General features: G+C 52.8%; 22 protein-coding genes. 5 read left to right on the top strand and 17 right to left on the bottom strand.

Annotation, left to right across the window (positions count from 1 at the left end):
• Positions 1-38 precede the first annotated feature (38 nt).
• The 13 genes from sufD to ACT3RP_RS12665 all read right to left on the bottom strand — a co-directional run bounded on the left by sufD (position 39) and on the right by ACT3RP_RS12665 (position 9,724).
• A complete protein-coding gene (gene sufD / locus ACT3RP_RS12725) occupies positions 39-1,379 on the bottom strand; it encodes a Fe-S cluster assembly protein SufD (RefSeq protein ID WP_444625703.1) in 1,341 nt (446 codons plus the stop codon).
• Positions 1,376-2,125: a Fe-S cluster assembly ATPase SufC gene (gene sufC, locus ACT3RP_RS12720; protein WP_096279299.1), complete on the bottom strand. Its 750-nt coding sequence runs from the start codon at positions 2,123-2,125 to the stop codon at positions 1,376-1,378. Before sufC ends, sufD begins: the two co-directional genes overlap by 4 nt.
• Before the next feature lie 73 nt (positions 2,126-2,198).
• Positions 2,199-3,641, bottom strand: a complete 1,443-nt coding sequence (sufB, locus tag ACT3RP_RS12715; protein ID WP_096279297.1) for a Fe-S cluster assembly protein SufB — start codon at positions 3,639-3,641, stop codon at positions 2,199-2,201.
• 72 nt (positions 3,642-3,713) lie between these two features.
• Positions 3,714-4,181: an SUF system Fe-S cluster assembly regulator gene (locus ACT3RP_RS12710; protein ID WP_096279295.1), complete on the bottom strand. Its 468-nt coding sequence runs from the start codon at positions 4,179-4,181 to the stop codon at positions 3,714-3,716.
• A 333-nt stretch (positions 4,182-4,514) separates the two neighbouring features.
• The gene (locus ACT3RP_RS12705; protein ID WP_096279293.1) at positions 4,515-4,856 is read right to left on the bottom strand and encodes a zinc ribbon domain-containing protein YjdM; all 342 of its coding nucleotides are present in this window, start codon (positions 4,854-4,856) and stop codon (positions 4,515-4,517) included.
• 113 nt (positions 4,857-4,969) lie between these two features.
• On the bottom strand, positions 4,970-5,446 hold the full coding sequence (locus ACT3RP_RS12700) for a YbhB/YbcL family Raf kinase inhibitor-like protein (RefSeq protein ID WP_096279291.1): 477 nt from the start codon (positions 5,444-5,446) through the stop codon (positions 4,970-4,972).
• Between the two features lie 36 nt (positions 5,447-5,482).
• Complete coding sequence (locus ACT3RP_RS12695; protein WP_096279289.1) at positions 5,483-6,046, bottom strand: hypothetical protein; 564 nt, start codon at positions 6,044-6,046, stop codon at positions 5,483-5,485.
• A gap of 23 nt (positions 6,047-6,069) precedes the next feature.
• Complete coding sequence (locus ACT3RP_RS12690; protein WP_096279287.1) at positions 6,070-6,444, bottom strand: thiol-disulfide oxidoreductase DCC family protein; 375 nt, start codon at positions 6,442-6,444, stop codon at positions 6,070-6,072.
• A gap of 91 nt (positions 6,445-6,535) precedes the next feature.
• Positions 6,536-7,903, bottom strand: a complete 1,368-nt coding sequence (locus ACT3RP_RS12685) for an arsenic transporter (RefSeq protein ID WP_483393902.1) — start codon at positions 7,901-7,903, stop codon at positions 6,536-6,538.
• On the bottom strand, positions 7,860-8,588 hold the full coding sequence (gene arsH / locus ACT3RP_RS12680) for an arsenical resistance protein ArsH (RefSeq protein ID WP_483393901.1): 729 nt from the start codon (positions 8,586-8,588) through the stop codon (positions 7,860-7,862). The genes ACT3RP_RS12685 and arsH overlap by 44 nt, the downstream gene beginning before the upstream one ends.
• Positions 8,585-8,998 (bottom strand): arsenate reductase (glutaredoxin), encoded by a 414-nt coding sequence (arsC, locus tag ACT3RP_RS12675; protein WP_444625706.1) that lies wholly within the window; start codon positions 8,996-8,998, stop codon positions 8,585-8,587. The genes arsH and arsC overlap by 4 nt, the downstream gene beginning before the upstream one ends.
• A gap of 6 nt (positions 8,999-9,004) precedes the next feature.
• Positions 9,005-9,355: an ArsR/SmtB family transcription factor gene (locus ACT3RP_RS12670; RefSeq protein WP_444625707.1), complete on the bottom strand. Its 351-nt coding sequence runs from the start codon at positions 9,353-9,355 to the stop codon at positions 9,005-9,007.
• A 177-nt stretch (positions 9,356-9,532) separates the two neighbouring features.
• Positions 9,533-9,724: a hypothetical protein gene (locus tag ACT3RP_RS12665; protein WP_444625708.1), complete on the bottom strand. Its 192-nt coding sequence runs from the start codon at positions 9,722-9,724 to the stop codon at positions 9,533-9,535.
• Positions 9,725-9,988: 264 nt separating this feature from the next.
• On the opposite strand from ACT3RP_RS12665, the gene ACT3RP_RS12660 reads away from it, so the two are divergent.
• The gene (locus tag ACT3RP_RS12660; protein WP_444625709.1) at positions 9,989-11,077 is read left to right on the top strand and encodes a histone deacetylase family protein; all 1,089 of its coding nucleotides are present in this window, start codon (positions 9,989-9,991) and stop codon (positions 11,075-11,077) included.
• 100 nt (positions 11,078-11,177) lie between these two features.
• Here ACT3RP_RS12660 and fadA read toward each other — a convergent pair whose 3' ends face one another.
• Complete coding sequence (gene fadA, locus ACT3RP_RS12655; RefSeq protein WP_483393900.1) at positions 11,178-12,356, bottom strand: acetyl-CoA C-acyltransferase FadA; 1,179 nt, start codon at positions 12,354-12,356, stop codon at positions 11,178-11,180.
• 23 nt (positions 12,357-12,379) lie between these two features.
• Positions 12,380-14,566 (bottom strand): fatty acid oxidation complex subunit alpha FadB, encoded by a 2,187-nt coding sequence (gene fadB / locus ACT3RP_RS12650; RefSeq protein WP_483393899.1) that lies wholly within the window; start codon positions 14,564-14,566, stop codon positions 12,380-12,382.
• Between the two features lie 230 nt (positions 14,567-14,796).
• Here fadB and ACT3RP_RS12645 point away from each other — a divergent pair, with 230 nt between their 5' ends.
• The gene (locus tag ACT3RP_RS12645) at positions 14,797-15,942 is read left to right on the top strand and encodes a DUF5924 family protein (RefSeq protein ID WP_483393898.1); all 1,146 of its coding nucleotides are present in this window, start codon (positions 14,797-14,799) and stop codon (positions 15,940-15,942) included.
• A gap of 85 nt (positions 15,943-16,027) precedes the next feature.
• Positions 16,028-16,522 carry a transcriptional regulator SlyA gene (gene slyA, locus ACT3RP_RS12640; RefSeq protein WP_096279277.1) on the top strand — a complete coding sequence of 165 codons (495 nt, stop codon included), beginning with the start codon at positions 16,028-16,030 and terminating at the stop codon, positions 16,520-16,522.
• Positions 16,523-16,548: 26 nt separating this feature from the next.
• Here the strand turns inward: slyA and ACT3RP_RS12635 are convergent, their stop codons facing one another.
• Positions 16,549-17,100, bottom strand: coding sequence for a preprotein translocase subunit YajC (locus ACT3RP_RS12635; protein ID WP_441683872.1), 552 nt, complete (start codon positions 17,098-17,100; stop codon positions 16,549-16,551).
• A gap of 153 nt (positions 17,101-17,253) precedes the next feature.
• Here ACT3RP_RS12635 and ACT3RP_RS12630 point away from each other — a divergent pair, with 153 nt between their 5' ends.
• Positions 17,254-17,706, top strand: a complete 453-nt coding sequence (locus ACT3RP_RS12630) for a universal stress protein (RefSeq protein WP_096279273.1) — start codon at positions 17,254-17,256, stop codon at positions 17,704-17,706.
• A 61-nt stretch (positions 17,707-17,767) separates the two neighbouring features.
• Here ACT3RP_RS12630 and ACT3RP_RS12625 read toward each other — a convergent pair whose 3' ends face one another.
• A complete protein-coding gene (locus ACT3RP_RS12625) occupies positions 17,768-19,684 on the bottom strand; it encodes an ATP-binding cassette domain-containing protein (RefSeq protein WP_096279271.1) in 1,917 nt (638 codons plus the stop codon).
• A gap of 170 nt (positions 19,685-19,854) precedes the next feature.
• Between ACT3RP_RS12625 and ACT3RP_RS12620 the strand changes: the two genes are divergently transcribed.
• A complete protein-coding gene (locus ACT3RP_RS12620) occupies positions 19,855-20,850 on the top strand; it encodes an AraC family transcriptional regulator (protein ID WP_483393897.1) in 996 nt (331 codons plus the stop codon).
• The last annotated feature ends 16 nt before the right edge of the window (positions 20,851-20,866 follow it).

Genomic DNA, 20,866 nt, shown 5'->3' with positions numbered 1-20,866 from the left:
ATAGCCCTTGAGAGCGGGTGGTTAAGCGAGTGGTTGAGCTAGTCGTTAAGTGCGACGGCTGCTTCAACAAGCCCAGCAAGGTTGAAGCGCTCTGGTAGCTTACCGGCAACGGCTAGCTCAACGCGCTCTGCAATCGCATCCAAGGTAACTTTGTCCAGCACTTCACCAGCAAACGCGAGTGTTAGCAGCCCACGGGCCGTTGCTTCATCAATACCACGCGTGCGCAGTGCGTAAATAGCATCTTCATCCAACTGGCCCGTGGTGGTGCCGTGAGAGCACTTAACGTCGTCGGCGTAGATCTCCAGCTCAGGCTTGGCATCAACATGAGCACGATCAGATAACAGCAGGTTTTTATTGCTCTGAAAGCCTTCAATTTTTTGGCTATCGCGCTTCACATACACTTTGCCGTTAAATACGCCATGGGCGCGGTCGTCCAAAATACCCTTGTAGTTCTCATTAGAGAACGTGAGCGGCGCATTATGGTTAACCTTGGTATGGTTATCGACGTGCTGACGGCCCTGACCAAAGAACAAACCATAGAAATTGGTTTCTGCCCCTTCACCATTCAGATCACTGATGAGGTCGTTACGCACCAGCGCACCGCCTAGGCTCAGGTTGTAAGAGGTATAGCGCGTATCGCGCGCCTGCTCGACGTGAATACTCGCCACATGCAGGTCGCCCAACGGCGCTTCTTGCAGCTTGTAATGCGCCAGTATCGCGCCCCGATCAAGCATGAGCTCGGCCACCACGTTCGTGAAGTTAGCCGCGTCATTTTCGCCTGCATAGTGCTCAATCAACGTCGCTTCGCTACGGCCACCGGCTGTAACCAGCACACGAGGATGGCTCATCACAGGCTTACCTGCACGGGACAGGAACTGCAGAAGAATCGGCTTCTCAACGATCGTTCCGGGCGCAATACGTACCACGGCGCCCTCTTCCATAAACGCTGTGTTCAGCGCAGCAAAGGGTGAAAAATCTACGCCGGTGAGACGGCCAAGCGGGCCACCTACCGCTTCGTGATTTTCCTCTAGCGCCCTAGAAAGCGGCAGCACTTGGACGCTTGAGGGCAGTGATTCAACATCCGACAGCGCTGATGAAAAAACACCATCGACGAAGGTCAAGCGGTAAGCATCAATCGGCAGTGTCAGCGCAGCGGCAGCAGCCTGGGAGAACTCGGCATTATCGGCAAGCGCAAAGCTGCCCTGTGCAATTGAGCGTACATCCGTATACTTCCACTCCTCGTCACGGCGAGTAGGAAAGCCGAGCGCTTCAAAGCGCGCAGCACCGGCCTGGCGACGAGCAGCAATCCACGTCGGCTCCGCCTTATAGCGAGAGCTACGCGCCTTCAGCGTATCTAAAAAGTTTTGCGTATCGCTCATGCCACAGACTCCTCGATACCTTCATAGCCGTTGCTCTCAAGCTGCTTGGCCAGCTCAGCGTCGCCGGTTTTCACGATACGACCATCGACCAAAACGTGAACTTTGTCTGGCACGATGTAATCCAGCAGGCGCTGATAATGCGTGACCAGCAAAATGGCGCGATCAGCAGCACGCAGGCTATTGACGCCGTCGGCGACAACCTTCATCGCATCGATATCCAGTCCTGAATCTATTTCATCCAGCATGGCAAGTTTGGGCTGAAGCACCAGCATTTGCAGGATCTCGTTGCGCTTTTTCTCGCCGCCCGAAAAGCCTTCGTTAACGGCGCGCTGCAGGAAACTTGCATCCATTTTCATAAAGCCTAGCTTCTCTTTCACCAGCTTCATGAATTCAGGTGCCGGCATTTCACCTTCACCGCGCGCGACGCGCTGGGCATTCAGGGCAGACTTCAGCAGGTAGATATTTTTAACCCCTGGAATCTCAACCGGATATTGGAAACCCAGCAGCAAGCCGGCTTGGGCACGCTCCTCAATTTCCATTTCCAGCACATCTTTGCCTTCAAAGGTAATCGTACCCTGGGTAACTTCGTAGCCGTCTTTACCGGCGATGACTGCCGACAGTGTCGATTTACCCGCGCCGTTCGGCCCCATGATAGCGTGCACTTCACCCGCATTGATGGTCAGGGTAAGGCCTTTAAGAATTTCTTTGTCTTCGACGGTGACGTGTAAATCTTTCACTTGCAACATGTTGATTACCTTTTGATTCTGGCGAGCCGCCGCGGCGACACTGATAAATTAAATAGGATGAACAGCGAACTGCTTAGCCAACCGCGCCTTCCAGGGTCACGTTGAGCAGCGCTTCGGCTTCTACAGCGAACTCCATGGGCAGCTCTTGGAAAACGTCTTTACAGAAACCATTGACGATCATGCTCACCGCATCTTCTTCTGAAATACCGCGGCTCTTGCAGTAGAACAGCTGATCTTCGCCAATTTTCGATGTGGTCGCTTCGTGCTCAATGGTCGCCGTGCTGTTGCCAATTTCCTGGTAAGGAAAAGTGTGTGCTCCGCACTTATCACCGATCAGCAAGGAATCACACTGGGTAAAGTTGCGCGCGCCTTTGGCACGCGGCCCAATTTTAACCAGTCCACGATAGGATTGATTGCTCTTACCCGCCGAAATGCCTTTAGAGACGATATAAGAACGACTGCCTTCGCCAATGTGAACCATCTTGGTGCCGGTATCCGCCTGCTGGCGACCGTTAGTCACCGCCACGGAGTAAAACTCGCCGATACTGTCTTTGCCGCGAAGCATGCAGGAAGGATATTTCCAGGTAATCGCTGAGCCGGTCTCGACTTGCGTCCAGCTAATCCGTGAACGATCGCCACGGCAATCGCCGCGCTTAGTGACAAAGTTATAAATACCGCCTACGCCATTTTCATCGCCGGGATACCAGTTCTGCACGGTGGAATATTTGATATAAGCATCATCCAGCGCAACAAGCTCTACGACTGCCGCGTGAAGCTGGTTTTCATCGCGCATCGGCGCGGTGCAACCTTCTAAATACGATACTTGAGCGCGGCTTTCACAAATAATCAGGGTGCGCTCAAACTGGCCGGTGTTGGCCGCGTTAATACGGAAGTAGGTAGACAGCTCCATCGGGCAGGTGACGCCTTCAGGAACAAACACAAAGGAGCCATCGGTAAACACCGCGGAGTTCAGCGCCGCAAAATAGTTGTCCGCCACGGGAACGACCGTACCCAAGTATTGCTTGATCAGCTCTGGATAGTCGCGGATAGCCTCTGAAATCGAGCAGAAAATAACGCCTGCTTCGCCAAGCTCTTTCTTAAACGTTGTGGTGACAGAAACGGAGTCAAACACCGCGTCTACCGCAACGCCAGCAAGGGCCGCGCGCTCATGCAGCGGAATACCCAGCTTTTCATAGGTTTCGAGCAGTTTAGGATCTACTTCATCCAAACTTTGCGGGCCATCTTCAGGCCGTTTTGGCGCACTGAAATAGGAGATCGACTGGTAATCAATCGGCGGATAATCAAGATGTGCCCAGGAAGGAGCTTTCATCTTCAACCACTGGCGATAGGCATCAAGACGCCACTCCAGCATCCATTCCGGCTCACCCTTTTTATTCGAAATAAAGGCGATGGTATTTTCATCAAGGCCAGGTGGCAGGGTGTCGCTCTCAATATCCGTTACAAAACCATCTTTGTATTCGCGACGAACCAACTGTTCCATTTCTTCGCTTGCCATGGTGATACCCTCCGGGCAGTTGGGTGGCGAGTTCGGCTCGCCGTCAAAATGAGTAAGGCCTGTTTTACGTCGCTAGGAAGCCGACGCTGTCGACAGGCTGATCGTTTGAATAGGCAGTTGCACCGGCAGTTTTATCGGCGCTGTATCCGCCAGGTGCGCGAGCGTTACGCTTTCTAGCAACGTTCGCATTGCCAGTGAAACTCGCTGCCAGTTGTCTGCCACACCGCAGGTAGCCACAAGTTCGCAATCGCCTTCTGCCTGACTGCATTCGGTCATGGCGACAGGGCCTTCAATGGCCGCAATAATGTCAGCAGCGCTAATCTGCGACGCCGGTCGCGCTAGGCGATAGCCGCCTTGCGATCCTCGCTGGGAAACAAGCAAGCCAGCGCGCACCAGCATTTTGAGCGTTTTGCTCACAGTCGGGTGTGGCAACTGCACAGCGTCCGCTAACTCTGCCGCTGCATGCGATGCCTGAGAGTGACGGGCAATTTGCGCCATCACCACAGCGGCATAGTCTGTCAGCCGAGAAAGCTTGAGCATGTCACTCCCCTTCATATACATAAAACGCAGTCGATCAAATGAACGCCACGTCAATTGAGGACCATTTTAGTCCTGTATAAATTTGATGTGAAGCCCTTGAGCAAAATGGTTAGCAATTTGCGCGAAATATAAGCACGTTCGGCGCTGATAGCATCAAAAACAACAATCATTATCATTTAAAAAAGCTATTGGTTTATTTTACTCTCCCCCTAGAATTTGCATATAACCACCGGACAGCAATGCTGCGCATGGCTACCAGAGAGCTTGGGAATAAAAAAATAGCCCATTGAAATCAATGGACTATTTTATTAGCAATACTTGGCAGCAGTGAGCTCAGGCTTTTTTGACAAACTCAGATTTCAACTTCATCGGGCCGATGCCATCAATTTTACAATCGATGTCATGATCCCCCTCTACCAGGCGGATGCTTTTGACTTTGGTGCCTACTTTAACGACCAGTGAGCTACCTTTTACCTTTAAATCCTTAATGACCGTTACGCTATCGCCATCGACCAACGGATTGCCATTCGCATCACGCACGCCGGATGCGTCATCAGCGCCCTCTTCTTCTGCTACCTTTGACCACTCGTGACCGCACTCTGGGCACACGTATTGAAGCCCGTCATCGTAGCTAAATTCAGAGGCACAGGCAGGACAGTTAGGAAGATCACTCATCAGACGACTCCATCACTCAACAAACACGAGAACGCGTACAAGCACTCGTATATAGGGGTTCAGAAAGCGATGGAGCCTACACGGGTTGCGTAAAATGTCCAGCCGCTAGCGAATCAACCGCGCTGGTAAGTACCTACCAAGCGATTCATACCCAGCAGGTGCGGCTCTATCTCATTGAGCAACTCAGCTTGGGTCAGCCCTGCTGGAAGCGACGTTTGATGGTCTAACGCTAGCACCCAGAAATAGTAGAGATGTTTGCCATGCCCTTCTGGCGGCATCGGACCACAGTAGCTGCTATTACCACGATCATTCACGCCCGAGGTGCCCACGGCCGTGTTCTCAGTTAATTCTTGAATATCGCCAGGCAAGTTATAGAGCACCCAGTGAATAAAGCCGTAGCTGCCTTCTTTAACCAAAGGAGCGTCCGGATCATGGCATATCACTGCAAACCCTTTGGTTCCTTCAGGTGCACCTTGCCAGGCTAGCGCAGGAGAAATATCTTCACCTTCACCGGAGTATCTGGAAGGAACCGCTTGGTGATTAGCAAAAGCTACGCTAGTAACCTGCATGGTTGAAAGTGCAAAGGCCATCGTTCTCTCCTGAATTATCTTAATAATGGTGGCGCGTTAACGATCAAGCTGCATCGCGTGACGTTGCCACCACTGCTGGGCGATAGCAATGTTGTCAGCGTTATACGCCGGGTCTAACACCACTCCCAGCTGAATATATTCACCACTGGTTCGGACCATAAGCTGCGGATCCTGCGTAGCGAGTTGCAGAGCATAGAGTGCCAGCGCCAGCTCATATTGGTCGGCAGTATTCAAACGAGTAAACAGCAAAGGAATCGCTGGAAGGCCTATTTCGCCCAAACGCTCGGCGGCAATATAAAAAGGCCGCCGATTATCATAGCCACCGTAGCTGGTCACAAAGCGCCTATCCGCTAAACGGCTAACGTAATAGGATGCTTCCTCTTCTGGGCTAATAAACAGAGGCGGCACCCAGTCACTTGCCATCCCGGTAACGGGCATCGCATTCATGCCCGTTACCGGGATGGGCTGCGGGGCCGTTAGCGGCGCCTCACTGTCAGGCTGAATGGGCGAAGGTGCAGGACGTTGCCCGCCGGCACAGCCTGCTAACAACAGACTCCCCCCTATCCCTACCGCCCACATCCATAGCGAACTTCGCTGCATTGCCAGGCATCCTATGCTAGTGCTTAAGTGGGCCAGCGGCCCTGTTTTTGTAGGCGGCGTTTTACCCACCTATCGTAAAGTGCGCGAACGCCCGGTTTTATTCCTGGTAGGCCAAGAACCCAGGCGACAGGCACCAATAATGAAATACGCCTCATTAGTACTCGGTAGGCATCAATACCTTCTATCAGCTCGCCCTGCGTCGTTTCAATATGCAGCGAGCGCAGCGCCATGGCAGGCTCAACGCCCTTATCTCGCAGCGCCTGCTCATTTTCGCTGACATCAAGCCAGTCGATATCATCCGCCTCGTGCCCTAGCCAGCGCTCATAGCGGCGCCGCTCTTTACGGCAAAGCGGGCACTGCGCGTCGTAAAAAATGTTGATAGATGTCTTACTAGGCATGATCAGCTCTCAGCGTTAAGACTCTCACCATGTTAAAACATTTAAGTAGTGTCTTCACTCTAGCAGCCTCGCCATAGTAAGCACTATATGCTTACGCGGCGGGCAATATCGGCAACCACAAAGCCAGGGCGACCAAGGCCGCCAGTAGTACTGGCGGCGTAATCAATAAGCCAATTTTCATGTACTGGCCCCAACCAATTTTGTATCCCTTGCCCGCTAGCACATGTAGCCATAGCAGAGTCGCGAGACTACCAATGGGGGTGAATTTTGGCCCCAGATCATTACCGATTACGTTAGCGTAGATCATTAACTCCTGAGTTCCCGCTGGCAATTTCGCCTGCTCAATAGCCAGCGCGCCCACTAGTGTCGAAGGCATATTGTTCATTACCGAGGCCACAATGGCGGAAAGGAAGCCAGTACCTAACGTGGCGATAAAGTCGCCCTGCTGCGCCAGCCATTCAAGCGCCAAAGCGCCATAATTCGTCAGCCCTGCACTACCCAGCCCGTAGACAACGAGATACATCCCAATTGAGAACAGCACTATCTGCCAAGGGGCACCGCGTAGTGCTCCCGTTACAGAAACGACGGCACCTCGGCCTACTTGCCACCAACGCCCGGCAATAGCCATCAACAGAATGGCGCCTGTTCCCGTCACAAACGCGATTGGGATCCCTAACGGGGCAGTCACAAAATAGGCAATAAGCAGTACCGCTAGCAATGGGAATGCTGCGCGAAATACGAGGGGATCTTTGATGGCCGAAACCGGCGCGTCAAGATTTTCGACACTATAGCGTACAGGAATACGGCGACCAAATACGATCCAGAGAACGATCAGCGTTGCCGCCAGCGACACTAGGTTGACCGGTACCATGACCGCAGCATAACGATCAAAGCTGATATCAAAGTAGTTGGCACTGACAATATTCACAAGATTGGAGATCACCAGCGGCAGGCTTGTGGTATCGGCGACAAACCCCGTTGCGATAATGAAAGCGAATGCCGCAGGCGGCTCAAAGTTAAGGCGTAACAAGATAGCGATCACAATGGGAGTTAGCAGTAAGGCCGCGCCATCGTTAGCGAAAAATGCTGCAATGATGGCGCCTAATATAACGACCAGCGGGAAGAGAAGATGTCCTCGCCCATTGCCCCAGCGCGCAACATGTAACGCCGCCCAGGCAAAAAATCCTGCCTCGTCTAGAAGCAACGAAATGATGATTAACGCCACAAAGGTGAAGGTAGCATCCCAAACAATCCCCCACACTACCGCGACATCCCCCAGCTGCACGACGCCCATTAAAAGCGCCACTAAAGCACCGCCCAGCGCGCTCCAACCAATACCTAAACCTTTAGGTTGCCAGATCACTAAAACCAGAGTGACAACAAAAATGGCTAGTGCCAACATGAAATGACCTTCGTCAGTGAGTGTTTTGATTAACGCGGCGAGAGAGTTCTTCAGCACTCTCAACGCGCTCAGAATAGCGATCAGTAAGATAGGCGGACTTGCCTCGGGTCAGCCAGGTAAACTTTACAAGCTCTTCACACACATCAACGATACGCATATAAAGTGGTGACAATTTCATTCGCCCGGCGCCATCAAACTCGGTGAATGCCTTGGGTATAGACGATTGATTAGGGATGGTGATCATACGCATCCAACGCCCAAGAATTCGCATTTGATTGACCGCGTTGAAGCTTTGACTGCCGCCAGACACTTCCATCACCGCCAGTGTTTTTCCCTGAGTAGGTCGAACACTGCCGAGCGATAGAGGGATCCAGTCAATTTGCGTTTTCATAATGCCCGTCATCGCACCGTGCCGCTCGGGGCTAACCCACAACATACCCTCGGACCACTGGGCAAGATCGCGTAGCTCTTGCACTTTGGGATGGTCGGCCTCTGAGTCATCCGGTAGCGGTAAACCCGACGGATTAAACGTGCGCACTTCACAGCCGTACCAGCGCAACAACCGCATTGCCTCTTCGGACGCCAGACGTGAAAAAGAGCGCTCGCGCAGTGAGCCGTAAAGCACCAGGACTTTGGGGGGATGACGCTGGGCATCAGGCCCAGCCAGCGCATCGACATCAATCGGCTGCAGCTTTCGAGGGTCAATGTTGGGCAGGTTATCGAAACTGGCATGTTCGCTCATTTGCGATGGCCCTTGAGGTGCACGATATCTCCATCCTCTTTGGTAAACGTCGTGACTGGATTGGCCAATAATTCAAGCACAAGCTCTGAAGGACGGCACAGGCATGTACCCTTTTCGGTTATCACAATTGGGCGATTGACCAGGATTGGATGCGCGATCATGGCGTCTATCAGTTGATCATTACTTAACGCGGGATCATCAAGGTTGAGCTCATCATAGGAGGGCTCCTTACGACGCAGCAACTCTCGCGGGGCAATCGCCATCATTGAGATCAGCTCGACTAGCCGTTCACGGCTAAGCGGTGTCTTGAGATACTCGACCACCTTGGGCGTCTCGCCTGAAGCTTCGAGCATTGCTAGCGTATTACGGGAGGTTCCGCACGCGGGGTTGTGGTAAATCGTCGTTTTCAACGCCTTTCACTCCTGACTGTCATTGATGGAACATTCATTGAATGTCGCCCAAAACGGTTCACACACGTCTGGATGGCCTGCACAGCAATCATGGATCAGAAAGTTAAGCGTTTGCTGCATGTGCCACAGACTAGCGCGGTAAATAATTGATCGCCCCTGCCTACGCGATACAACCCAACCCGCCCGCGAGAGCACCGAAAGATGTGCCGACATAGTGTTATGTGGCACAGATAGCTGACGGGCAATGTCACCCGCGGGAAGTCCTTCGGGTTCATGACGTACAAGCAGCCTAAACACCTCAAGGCGCGTACCTTGAGACAGCGCCGCGAAGCTATCGGTAACATTTTTAATTTCCATATGTCCAGAATAATGGACATATTTTAATATGGCAATTATTCCTTTGCGTATTTTTCAGAGCTGGCCACTCCATGAAAAAGCCTGCGATGCTGAATGAACAGCTCGCAGGCTTTATTGACGCTATTTACTTCCTCAACTCAGCTTAGGTGCTAAAGAAAATGTCGTATTGAATGTACGTTACATCAATACACTCTGGTCATCTGCCTGCACCCCTATGATGCTGACATCCTCACTTAATGCGGCTACCTCTTCATCCATAAAAGAGCCCTCATTCATGTCAGAGGACATGGCCATCATCATCGCCATTTTTGAGGTATTGGCCGTTTCTGCACCGGCATCTCGACTGACCTGGAAAGACGCCAGATCCATAGAGCCGCCGTTGAACGCTTGTTTTATACAAGTACTAACTCCTGTAAAACATCTTCAATAACGTCTCTTCACGCAATCGTTTGCCTATCCAGTAGAAAAAACTGCATTAGCCCAGCGCTTAACGCTGAAAGTGGCATTGAATAACCCCGCCTAGCCTGCCTTACTGTCAGTAAGCATTTCGTGCCCATCGCGAGATAGAGCGACCGTCCAACCCTCTACTCGCACAGCCGCTATTATCCAATGCACGCATTCTAGGTAGCCATTATGCACAATGTCATTGCCTTATATGATGATCGCGTACTTGCTCACGAGCCTAATATCGACGCCGAGTTCTTGCCCCACCGAATCGATAAAAGAGTGAGGAACCTGCTAGCAGGCCTTCCGGGGCCATGGAAGTATCCTGAACACCCTGGGCGGCTAACCGCTATCCAAGAGCTACTTGAAAAAGCGCCGATCGACGGCCTTAAAATCGAAGGCGGAAAAGTGGCCACGCATGAGCAGTTAGCTAGGGTGCATACCACCTCTTATTTAACCGACATTTTCAGCTTACGCGGCAAAAATGCGTGGCTGGATGTCGATACCACGGCCGTTTCGCCAGGCAGCGTAGATGCGGCTGAAGTCGCGGCTGGCACAGCGATTGCGGCGGTAGAAGCCGTGATGGAAAAACGGGCTAAAAGTGCGTTTGCACTCGTACGCCCGCCGGGGCATCACGCTGAACCCGTTCGCGCGCGTGGATTTTGCTTGTTTAATAATGTCGCCGTTGCAGCTGCACACGCGCGAGCGGCACTTGGCTGTGAACGCGTACTGATCGTCGATTGGGATGCTCACCACGGCAATGGAACTCAAGATATCTTTTGGGCAGAACCCGATGTGATGTTTTTCGACATACATCGCGCCGCGCCTTTCTACCCTGGTTCAGGCCACCTTGAAGAAGTCGGTGCAGGTTTGGGCGAAGGCACCACTATTAACGTGCCCCTGCCCGCGGGTGCGGGCGATGAAGCATATCTCAAAGCATTTCGTGACATTCTGGCACCGGCTGCAGCGTGGTTTAAGCCTGATATTATTTTAGTATCCGCGGGCTTTGACCCTCACTGGCACGATTTAGCACTTAACGTTTCCTACGCAGGATTTGGCGCGCTAACCGGTTTCATGCAACAGCTGGCAGAGCAGCACTGCGAAGGCCGCTTAGTTTTTGTATTAGAGGGTGGCTACAACCTGGAATCATTAGCCAACGGCACCCGAGCCGTGCTGGCAGTACTAGCCGGCAATACCGTTCCTGTGCCCGACACCTGTGGTATTGCAGAAGTTGAAGCGGCGGCTAACTTTCATCGCACGGCCTTTCAATCGGAATGAAAAATCGGTTTAACTAACGCCGCTTTAAAACAAAAAAAACGGCACCTGATACGGTGCCGTTTGGTTTTAAGCTAACAACGCTTTGTTAAAATTTTAGCCTTTATTTAAGCCGTTCAAACACTGTGGCAACGCCCTGCCCCATGCCGATACACATGGTCGCCAAGCCTAACGTCGTATCGCGCTGCTGCATGACGTTAAGTAGCGTAGTGCAGATACGCGACCCCGAGCAGCCCAGCGGATGCCCTAGCGCAATAGCGCCGCCGTTAAGATTGACCTTATCGTCTAGCGCATCTAGGAAACCTAAATCTTTCAGTACCGGGATGCCTTGAGCAGCAAATGCCTCGTTAAGCTCAACGGTGTCAATATCCGCGGACGACAGACCCGCTGTTTTAAGCGCTTTCTTCGATGCGGGCACCGGGCCATAGCCCATGATCGATGCATCACAACCAGCCACACCGGTTGATAGCACCCGTGCGATGGGCGTTAAACCAAGTGCCTGTGCACGCTCATAGCTCATGACTGCCATCGCTGAAGCCCCGACCGACAACGCCGATGAGGTGCCCGCCGTGACGGTGCCGTTACGCGGATCGAATACAGGCTTCAGGTTCGCCATAGATTCGAGGGTCGAGTCGCCACGAATAACTTCATCGCGCGTCACCATCACTTTAAAGCCGCGCTGGTCGTGGCCTTCTACGCCGATAATCTCATTATCAAAAAAGCCCTTTTCCATCGCTGCCTGGGCGCGCTGATGAGAGCGCACGCCAAACTTATCCTGCTCTTCACGCGAAACGCCGTGCATTTTGCCCAGCAGTTCGGCGGTTAACCCCATCATCATGGCCGCTTTGGCCGCGTACTTACTGGCCGCCGGGTTCACGTCAACGCCATGCGCCATGGGCACATGTTCCATGTGTTCAACGCCGCCGATGATAAAGAAATCACCCATGCCCGCTTTAATATTCGCAGCGGCAATGTGTAGGGCCGTCATTGAAGAACCACACAAACGGTTCACCGTTTGCGCGGGGACCGAGCGGGGTATGCCGGTCATGATCGCTGCGTTGCGGGCAATGTTCATGGACTGCTCAAGCGTCTGGTTCACACAGCCCCAAATCACATCGTCCACTTCTGACGGATCTAGATTGGGGTTGCGGGTAAACAGCGCCTGCATCGCCGCTGCGGATAGATTCTCAGCGCGAACGTTGCGAAAAGCACCATGCTTGGCTTTTGCCATGGCGGTACGGACACCGTCAACCACCACAATATCTCTCGGACTCAAACTCATCTTTTATCTCCTATGCGTGGTGGTTAGGCTTGGTTGGCCTGCTTATCGCTGGAATAGAACAACTCGCCATTTTTCGCCATCTGACGCAGCTTGTCGGTGGGCGCGTACAGCGGCCCCAGCTCATCGGCTAAGCCTTCTGCCAATGTGACGAACGCTGCTACGCCCATCGCGTCAATATAGCGCAGCGCACCACCGCGGAAGGGAGGGAAGCCGATGCCATAGATCAACGCCATATCCGCTTCTGCTGGCGTCGCTACAATGCCATCTTCCAAACAGCGCACGGTTTCCAAGCACAGCGGCACCATCATGCGCGCAATGATGTCTTCGTCAGAAAATTCTTTATGCTCTTTCACCACCTCTTTAATCAGAGCGTAAGCGGCTTCATCGATTACTTTCTTAGGCTTACCTTTTTTGTCTTCCTCGTAAGCGTAAAAACCTTTGTCGTTCTTTTGACCAAGGCGGTCATTGTCATACATGACCTGAATAGCGGTTTTACCCTCACGCGCCATGCGATCAGGGAAACCTTCCGCCATTACCTCATTAGCGTGTACGGCAGTGTCTAAGCCCACCACGTCGAGCAAATAAGCGGGGCCCATAGGCCAGCCGAACTTCTCCATCACTTTATCAATATGCTGGAAGTCAGCGCCCTGCTCGACCAGGAAACTAAAGCCGCCGAAATACGGAAACAGTACGCGGTTAACTAAGAAACCGGGGCAGTCGTTAACCACGATCGGCGTTTTCCCCATCGCACGCGCATAGGCCACGGTTGCTGCAACGGCGGCATCAGACGTCTTTTCACCACGAATTACTTCCACCAACGGCATGCGGTGAACGGGGTTAAAAAAGTGCATACCGCAGAAGTTTTCTGGACGCTTAAGATTCTCCGCCAATCGATTAATGGAAATCGTTGATGTATTAGAAGTAAGAATGGTGTTTTCGCTCACCGCATCTTCAACTTCAGCTAGCACCGCGCCTTTTACCTTGGGGTTTTCAACCACCGCTTCGACAACGAGATCAACGTTACCAAAATCACCATAGGAGAGCGTTGGGCGAATATTGCTCAGCTTTTCAGCCATCTGCTCGGTGGAAAGCTTTTTACGCTCGACCTGCTTGGTAAATAGCTTGCGCGCTTCTTTCAAGCCAAGCTCAATCGCTTCATCCTTGATGTCTTTCATCAGGATTGGCGTGCCCTTAGACGCACTCTGGTAAGCGATACCGCCGCCCATAATACCGGCACCCAGCACAGCCGTTTGTTTCACTGGCTGTGCCTGTTTCTCATAACGGCTGGCTTTCTTTTTAACCACTTGGTCATTCAGGAATAGGCCCACCAAATTGAACGCCACGCTGCTCAGCGCAAGCTTAGCGAATGCCTTGGCTTCAATTGCCTGGGCACGGCCACGCTCTTCACCCGCGCCTTTCTGAATGACTTTGATGGCTTCAACCGGCGCGGGATAATGCGGCCCAGCTTTTCCGGCAACAAACCCCTTGGCGGTTTCAAACGCCATCATCTGCTCAATGGGATTAAGCTTCAGCGAGCTGGTTTTTTCCAGACGGCGCGCTTGGTAATCCAGCTCGCCGCTATTAGCGCGGTCTAGAATGTCGAGCGCCGCCTCTTCTAACTGCTCTGCGGCGACGACCGCGTCGACAGCACCTACTTTAAGTGCCGCATCGGCGCGGTTTTCGGTGCCACCTGCAATCCACTCAATGGCATTGTCTGCGCCGATCAAGCGAGGCAAACGAACGCAGCCTCCCCAGCCGGGGAGTATGCCTAGCTTGGTTTCTGGAAGGCCGATCTTGGCAGTTTCACTCATCACACGAAAATCGGTGGTCAGCAGAACCTCACAACCGCCGCCAAGCGCCAGCCCATTGACCGCCGTGACTGTCGGGAAAGGCAGGTCTTCAATCGCGTTAAAAATGTCGTGAACCTTAAGGTTCATCTCGACGAGGTATTCTTCGCCTTTATCGAAAAGCGTATGAAACTCGGTGATATCGGCGCCTACGATAAACGCGTCTTTACCACTGGCGATGACCAAGCCTTTCAAGCTGTTTTCAACCTGAATAGCCTTCACCGCGTCAGCGAGTTCTGCAACAACAGCGCTAGAAAGCTTATTGACGGACTCATCTTTCAAATCGAAAGTGAGCATTGCGATATCATTACCGCTAGGGGTGTCACGACGTGTCACCGTGATGGCATTGCCTTGGTAGATCATCCGCGTTCTCTCCGCTTTTCGGGCTGGCTCTGAAAAGAGAACCCGCCACACTTTTAGACGACTTTCATACGGCCGTTTGATTGCCTTAGCTTGGTTGAGATGCCTAAGCACGTCAAGCCCTGACTTTCGGCTAATAAATCAATTAATCCAGGCCGAGATTCGCAGTAGATCAGCGCCAAGCCCGGCAGACTGTTAGAATCACACATCTTTCATCATCCAGGTTACCTTGTATGGGCACACTGCTCACACCTTCTCGCATTGCTTCGGCTCAGCGGCGTATTGAAAGTATAGTCGTACGCATAAAGCCTTGGAGCTGGTTATGGCCCCCAATGGCATTCGCCGCAGGCCTGGGAAGCTTTTTTCTAGTCGATCGTCAACAGTGGCTAGGCGCGGCCTTAGCGCTTGGGCTGCTGTTCGCCTGGACACTGCTACTATCAGAAGGATTGATCAGCCGCTGGCTATCTCACCGGGGTCACCCGACGCCACCGCGGGGCGTGGCGACGTTTATTGCGCAAATGATTCACCAAGAAACGCTTTTCTTTACGCTGCCGTTTATTTTAGTCACAACGGTTTGGAATAGCGGGCAAACACTGTTTGCAGTATTAGTTGGCGGCATGGCCTTGTTGTCTATTATTGATCCGCTATATTTCAAAGTAGCTGAACGCTGGCGCAGCCTTTACTTTATGTTTCATGCTATGTGCGTGTTTCTAGTGCTGCTGGTTACACTGCCTATCATGGTGCACCTGACCACCGGTCAGAGCTTGCTGCTAGCACTCAGCATTACCATCGTGGTGGCGCTACCTAGTTTTTGGCATTTATTGAAGCGACGTTCGCTTCAACGCTGGTGCCTATTTTTTGCACTAACATTAGTGCTGGCCTATGGCGCTTGGGTAGGCCGCATATGGGTACCGCCTGCCAGTTTATGGATGACCAGCAGTGCACTGTCGCCCTCGTTCAATATTGAACAGCGACTGCCCGAAGGTTCAATAGCATTAACGCCTCAAACAATTAGTGAAAACGGGCTTTATGTTTATACGGCCATACGCGCACCAAGGGGATTAAGTGAAACCATTACCCATGCTTGGCATCACAACGGTCAGCCCATGGATGTGGTGAAGCTGAATATTAACGGCGGGCGCGAAGAGGGTTATCGTGCTTGGAGTCATAAGCAAAACTTCCCCGATGACCCTACCGGTGATTGGCGCGTTGATATTATGACAGGCAGCGGGCAGCGCCTTGGTCTGATACGTTTTGAAGTCTCAGAGGATAGTCAAACCGCCTCTAAAGCCGATGCACAAATACGCCCCAGCGGTCTAAGTGGCTTGAATCTAAGACGTTTCGTGCCCAGAAGTTCTAACAATACTAAGGACGAATAAACAGATTGATTGATTCAGCACCTTGCATTCAGCGGCGTAGCTTATGACAATTCGCCTATACACACTTATTGGTAGCTAGTTGCTTATGGCTTCATCTATTGGTTTTCGCCTTGCCCGTTTGCCACATCTGTGGCGCTCAATCCTAGATCGGCGACTTGCCCCGCTGGGCTTAACGCAAACCCGCTGGGTAACGCTCTATCACCTATGGCGCTTGGGAGAGGGACACCCCCAGTGTGATCTTGCTCGGGTTATTGGCGTGGAGGCGCCTTCACTGGTGCGCACGCTGGGCCAGCTTGAAGAACAAGGATTAGTTGAGCGGCGTGCCTGCGACAATGACCGTCGCAGCAAGCGTATCTATTTAACGCCTGCCGCTATGCCACTACTGGAAAAAATTGACAGCGTTGCTAAAGAAGCCCGCAAAGAGATATTACAAGGCCTAACGGATGAAAATCTTCAGCAGTTGGATGAGTGGCTGACCCTGATTGAGTCAAACGGACTGGCGATACAAGCGCGCGATCAGGATGGCTCTGAAGAAAACTGCCCTGAAGAAAATGATACTGAAGGCGACAGCTCTCAATAAGAGACTCTTCAAGACAAGCCCGCGTCCTAAGGCTTCGCCTCCCTACTGCCAGGCTGCTCTTTAAAACCGAGCGGCCTGGTAATGGGTCGATCCGCATAGCCACGCAGCGCATCTCTTAAGTGCTCAAACACCGGCACATAAGTCGTAAATCGTTCCGCCGTTTGTGACTCCCACCACCATAGCGTCAACGTATATTGGGTCGACTGCACCACCAGCGCATCCTGTGGCAAGCGCTCCAGCAACGTTTTCAAATGCACCGTAGCGCTATCAGGTAACGGGCGTAGCGGCGCTATTCGCCAGCGCCAACCGGCATGGAAAGGCGCTAATGCTTCGCTTGCATTGCTGTCTCTTACCAGCAGAAAATCCGGCCCAGGATCGTCTTGCGGATAGTGCCAGCGATAAGCTGGCATCGTGCCTTTAAAATGGTGAAGCGGAGGCTTTTCCATCTTGATAGTGACGCCTTGACGCGTGATCTGCGAGCGAAGCAATGAGTGACGCTTTTGCTGCGGGCTGGGCTTCAACCACATCACGGGCGCGATGACAAACATCACAATACCGACAATAATTAACCATTCCATCTCTACATTTCCTTCAACATAAGCCACACTGACTAAGCTAACCTAAAAAACCATGACATAGGTCGTTGTTAAGTAACGCTACGCCATCTAAAGTAAAGGCCATCATCATCGTACAAAGAGTACCTTTGTAACCCACTGCCAAGGAGATACGCCATGAGCTATCACCACATTTTAGTTGCCGTTGACCTAACCAAAGACTCGCACAAAATTCTTGAGCGCGCCGTCGTCATTGCAGAGCGTAATGACCGGGCTAAAATATCCATCATGCACACGCTTGAACCGCTTGGCTTTGCCTATGGTGGCGATATCCCGATGGACCTTACCAGCATTCAAGACCAGCTGGATGAGCATGCCAAAAAGCGCCTGGCTGAAATTGCCGCTCCTCACGTGCCTGAAACCCATCAGCATGTGGTAGTGGGTATGCCCGATACCGAGATCCATCGCTTTGCCGAAGATCATAACGTGGATTTGATTGTCGTAGGCTCCCACGGCCGCCATGGCTTTGCTCTGCTGCTGGGTTCAACCTCCACCGGCGTACTTCATGGCGCCCAGTGCGATGTCTTAGCCGTTCGCGTCGGCAAGAAAGGTGAGAAAACCGACGAGTAATCGAGCCCGCTTTATCAAGAACAAAAAAGGCGCCCATAAGGCGCCTTTTAATTTATCGGGCTTACTCTCCTGCGGCCATTGCCTCCAGCTCCATCCAGCGCTCCATCGCTGTTTCTAACTGCTTTTGCACGGCTTCGAGCTGCTGCAACTTAGCTGCGACGGTGTCGGCGTCCTGCTGATAAAACGCTGGGTCACCTATCGCATTTTCTAACGTTTCTACCTCGCCCTCAAAACGTTCAATGTCAGCGGGCAACGTATCTAACTCACGCTGCAAATTGTAAGAGAGCTTGACGCTTTTTTTGGCAGGTGCCGCCGAGATTTCAGGCGCTTTTTTGGGCGCCTCTGAGGTCGGTTCAGTACGCTGCCGCGCTGCCCCTTCCCAAGGCGCCGGCGGCAGCTTACCGCCCTGACGAATCCAGTCGGTGTAGCCGCCCACATATTCTCGCACCACGCCCTCGCCTTCAAAGGCCAGCATGCTGGTGACAACGTTATCCATAAAGGTTCGGTCGTGGGATACCAGCAGCAGCGTGCCATCGAAATCAAGTAGCAGCTCTTCAAGCAGCTCAAGGGTTTCCATGTCGAGGTCGTTGGTAGGCTCATCGAGCACTAATACGTTGGCCGGCTGGGTAAATAGCTTGGCGAGCAGAAGTCGATTAGATTCACCACCGGAAAGTGCTTTCACCGGCTGGCGTACCCGCTCAGGCGTGAACAAGAAATCCTGCAGGTAGCTCATCACATGGCGATCTTTACCACCAACGCTCACCCGGTCACTGCCCTGAGCAACGTTGTCGTAAACCGTTTTGTCCAGTTCAAGCCCGGCGCGCAGCTGGTCAAAATAGGCCACCTTCAGATTGGTGCCCATCTGAACGCTGCCCTCGGTTGGCTCAAGCTCGCCCAACAATATTTTCAGCAGCGTGGTTTTACCCGCCCCGTTGCGCCCTAAGAAACCGATTCGGTCACCACGCAGTATTTCGAGATTCATGCCACGCAGCACAACGTCATCGCCAAACCGCTGAGTGACGCCTTTCAGCTCCACGATGCGCTTGCCGGTGCGCTCTCCACGGTCTACCGTCAGGTTAGCATTGCCTTGGCGCTCACGACGCTGACTGCGCTCATTGCGCATGGCCTCTAAAGCCCGCACACGACCTTCATTGCGCGTACGCCGTGCTTTGACGCCCTGGCGAATCCAGACTTCCTCTTGCGCTAATTTTTTGTCAAACTCGGCATTCTCACGCGCTTCAACTTCAAGCTCGTGCTGTTTACGGGCTTGATACTCGACGTACTTACCGGGATAGCGCCCCAGTTGACCACGGTCTAGCTCCAGAATACTGGTCGCCAACTTAGATAAAAATGCCCGGTCATGGGTAATCAGCAGCACGGCACCATTAAACGACAGCAGTTGCTCTTCTAGCCAAGCAATAGTGTCTAAGTCCAGATGGTTGGTCGGCTCATCGAGCAGCAGCAAATCAGGCTCAGCGACTAACGCCCGTGCAAGCGCCACGCGCCGACGCCAGCCACCGGAAAGCGCGCTCATTTGCGCCTCAGGCGGTAAGCCCAAACGTGTTAATACGGTATCAATACGCTGGTGATACGACCAGCCGTCAATAGCTTCCAGGCGCGTTTGCAGCGTCGCCATGCGATCCATATCAGGGTCAGGATCATTGATAAGATGATCATACTCAGAGAGCAGTTCACCGGCTTCGGGCAACCCTTGGGCGACCATATCGAAAATAGTGAGGCCGGATGACTCCGGCAACTCCTGTGCAAGCACACCGATCTTGAGACCGGGGGCACGCCAGATGGAACCATCGTCGGGTAAAATATCGCCCGCTACCAGTTTTAGTAGGGTGGACTTGCCGGTGCCATTGCGACCGACCAGCGCGAGGCGTTCGCCTTTTTCAACCGTCAGATCGGCGCGATTGAGCAGTACATGGGTGCCATAGGCGAGTTGCAGCTGTTCGAGTCGTAACAGGGCCACGCGGAGTCCTCCTTAATCATAAGGCGCACAGTGTAACGCATGCGCGCGCCGAGGGGGTGGAACCTATGGAGCGAAAACTGGCAGCGTGGTAACGTTTTGCCAATGTACAACAACAATTCGTCGATAAGACTTTTTCTATAGGCAGCCCGCCAGTGACGGTTACCGTCTCGATGCATTTTGTAAATGAGCTATTTAAAGGCTTACCGATCACCGTAACCCCGCCTACTCGCTATCTTGAACGGGCAGGGATCTCGCCCTTTTTACTCGCAGCACCACATGGCCGAGTAACGGTTGAGCAGTTTGCCGAGCTTTACCGCTTATTGGTGCATGAACTAGACGACGAAACGCCCGGCTTTTTTGCCCGCCCGCTGCGCGGCGGCACATTAAAGCTGCTGTGCTTAACGATGCTGGATGCGCCCAATCTACAGGTGGCGCTGCATCGCTACACGCAGTTCTTCCGCATTTTGCTTGATGACTTTGGCTACGTGTTTACGCTGGAAGGAGATCTAGCCCGCATGGCCCTGGTCGAGCACGCGCCCTTGGCGGGGAGCAGAACCTTAATTCATGAGCTGATGCTCAAGCTCTTTCACGGTATAGCATCATGGATGATTGCACGTAAAATACCGCCGATTTTAATGGAGTGTGCCTACATCCTGCCGCCACACAGTGCTGATTATCTGTACTTCCACCCAGGTACGGTTCGCTTTGAGCAGCCTCAAACCGCGATTTATATTGATCGAGGATGGCTTGAACATCCTATACGCCAAACCAAAAAACACCTGGGCGCCTTTTTAAAGCGCGCCCCGGCAGATTGGTTTTACGTCTCATTTGCGGACCGCCTACTGGCGCACCGTGTACGTGAGCACCTAGCGCGCGATCTTATCAATGCCGGCACGGTGCACAGCGTCGCCAACGCCCTACACATGTCGGCGCGCACATTAGCTCGGCATTTGAAGCAGGAAGGCACTCACTTTCAGGCCGTTAAGGATGAGTACCGGCGCGACTACGCCGTTCAGGCGCTTACCTGCAGTCAAAAGCCACTCATCAGTATTGCCGAAGCATTAAGCTTTGAAGACTTGGCCTGCTTTAGCCGCGCGTTTAAAACCTGGACAGGCAATTCGCCCGCCGCTTACCGCAAAGCTCGCACGGCGGGCAACCTTCACTGACCGCGCGACAGGTACT

Source organism: Halomonas sp. AOP5-B2-8, assembly GCF_052376475.1.
GTDB lineage: Bacteria > Pseudomonadota > Gammaproteobacteria > Pseudomonadales > Halomonadaceae > Vreelandella > Vreelandella casei.
The sequence above is the reverse complement of the archived record's forward strand: the minus strand, read 5'-3'. Positions and strand labels throughout refer to the sequence as shown.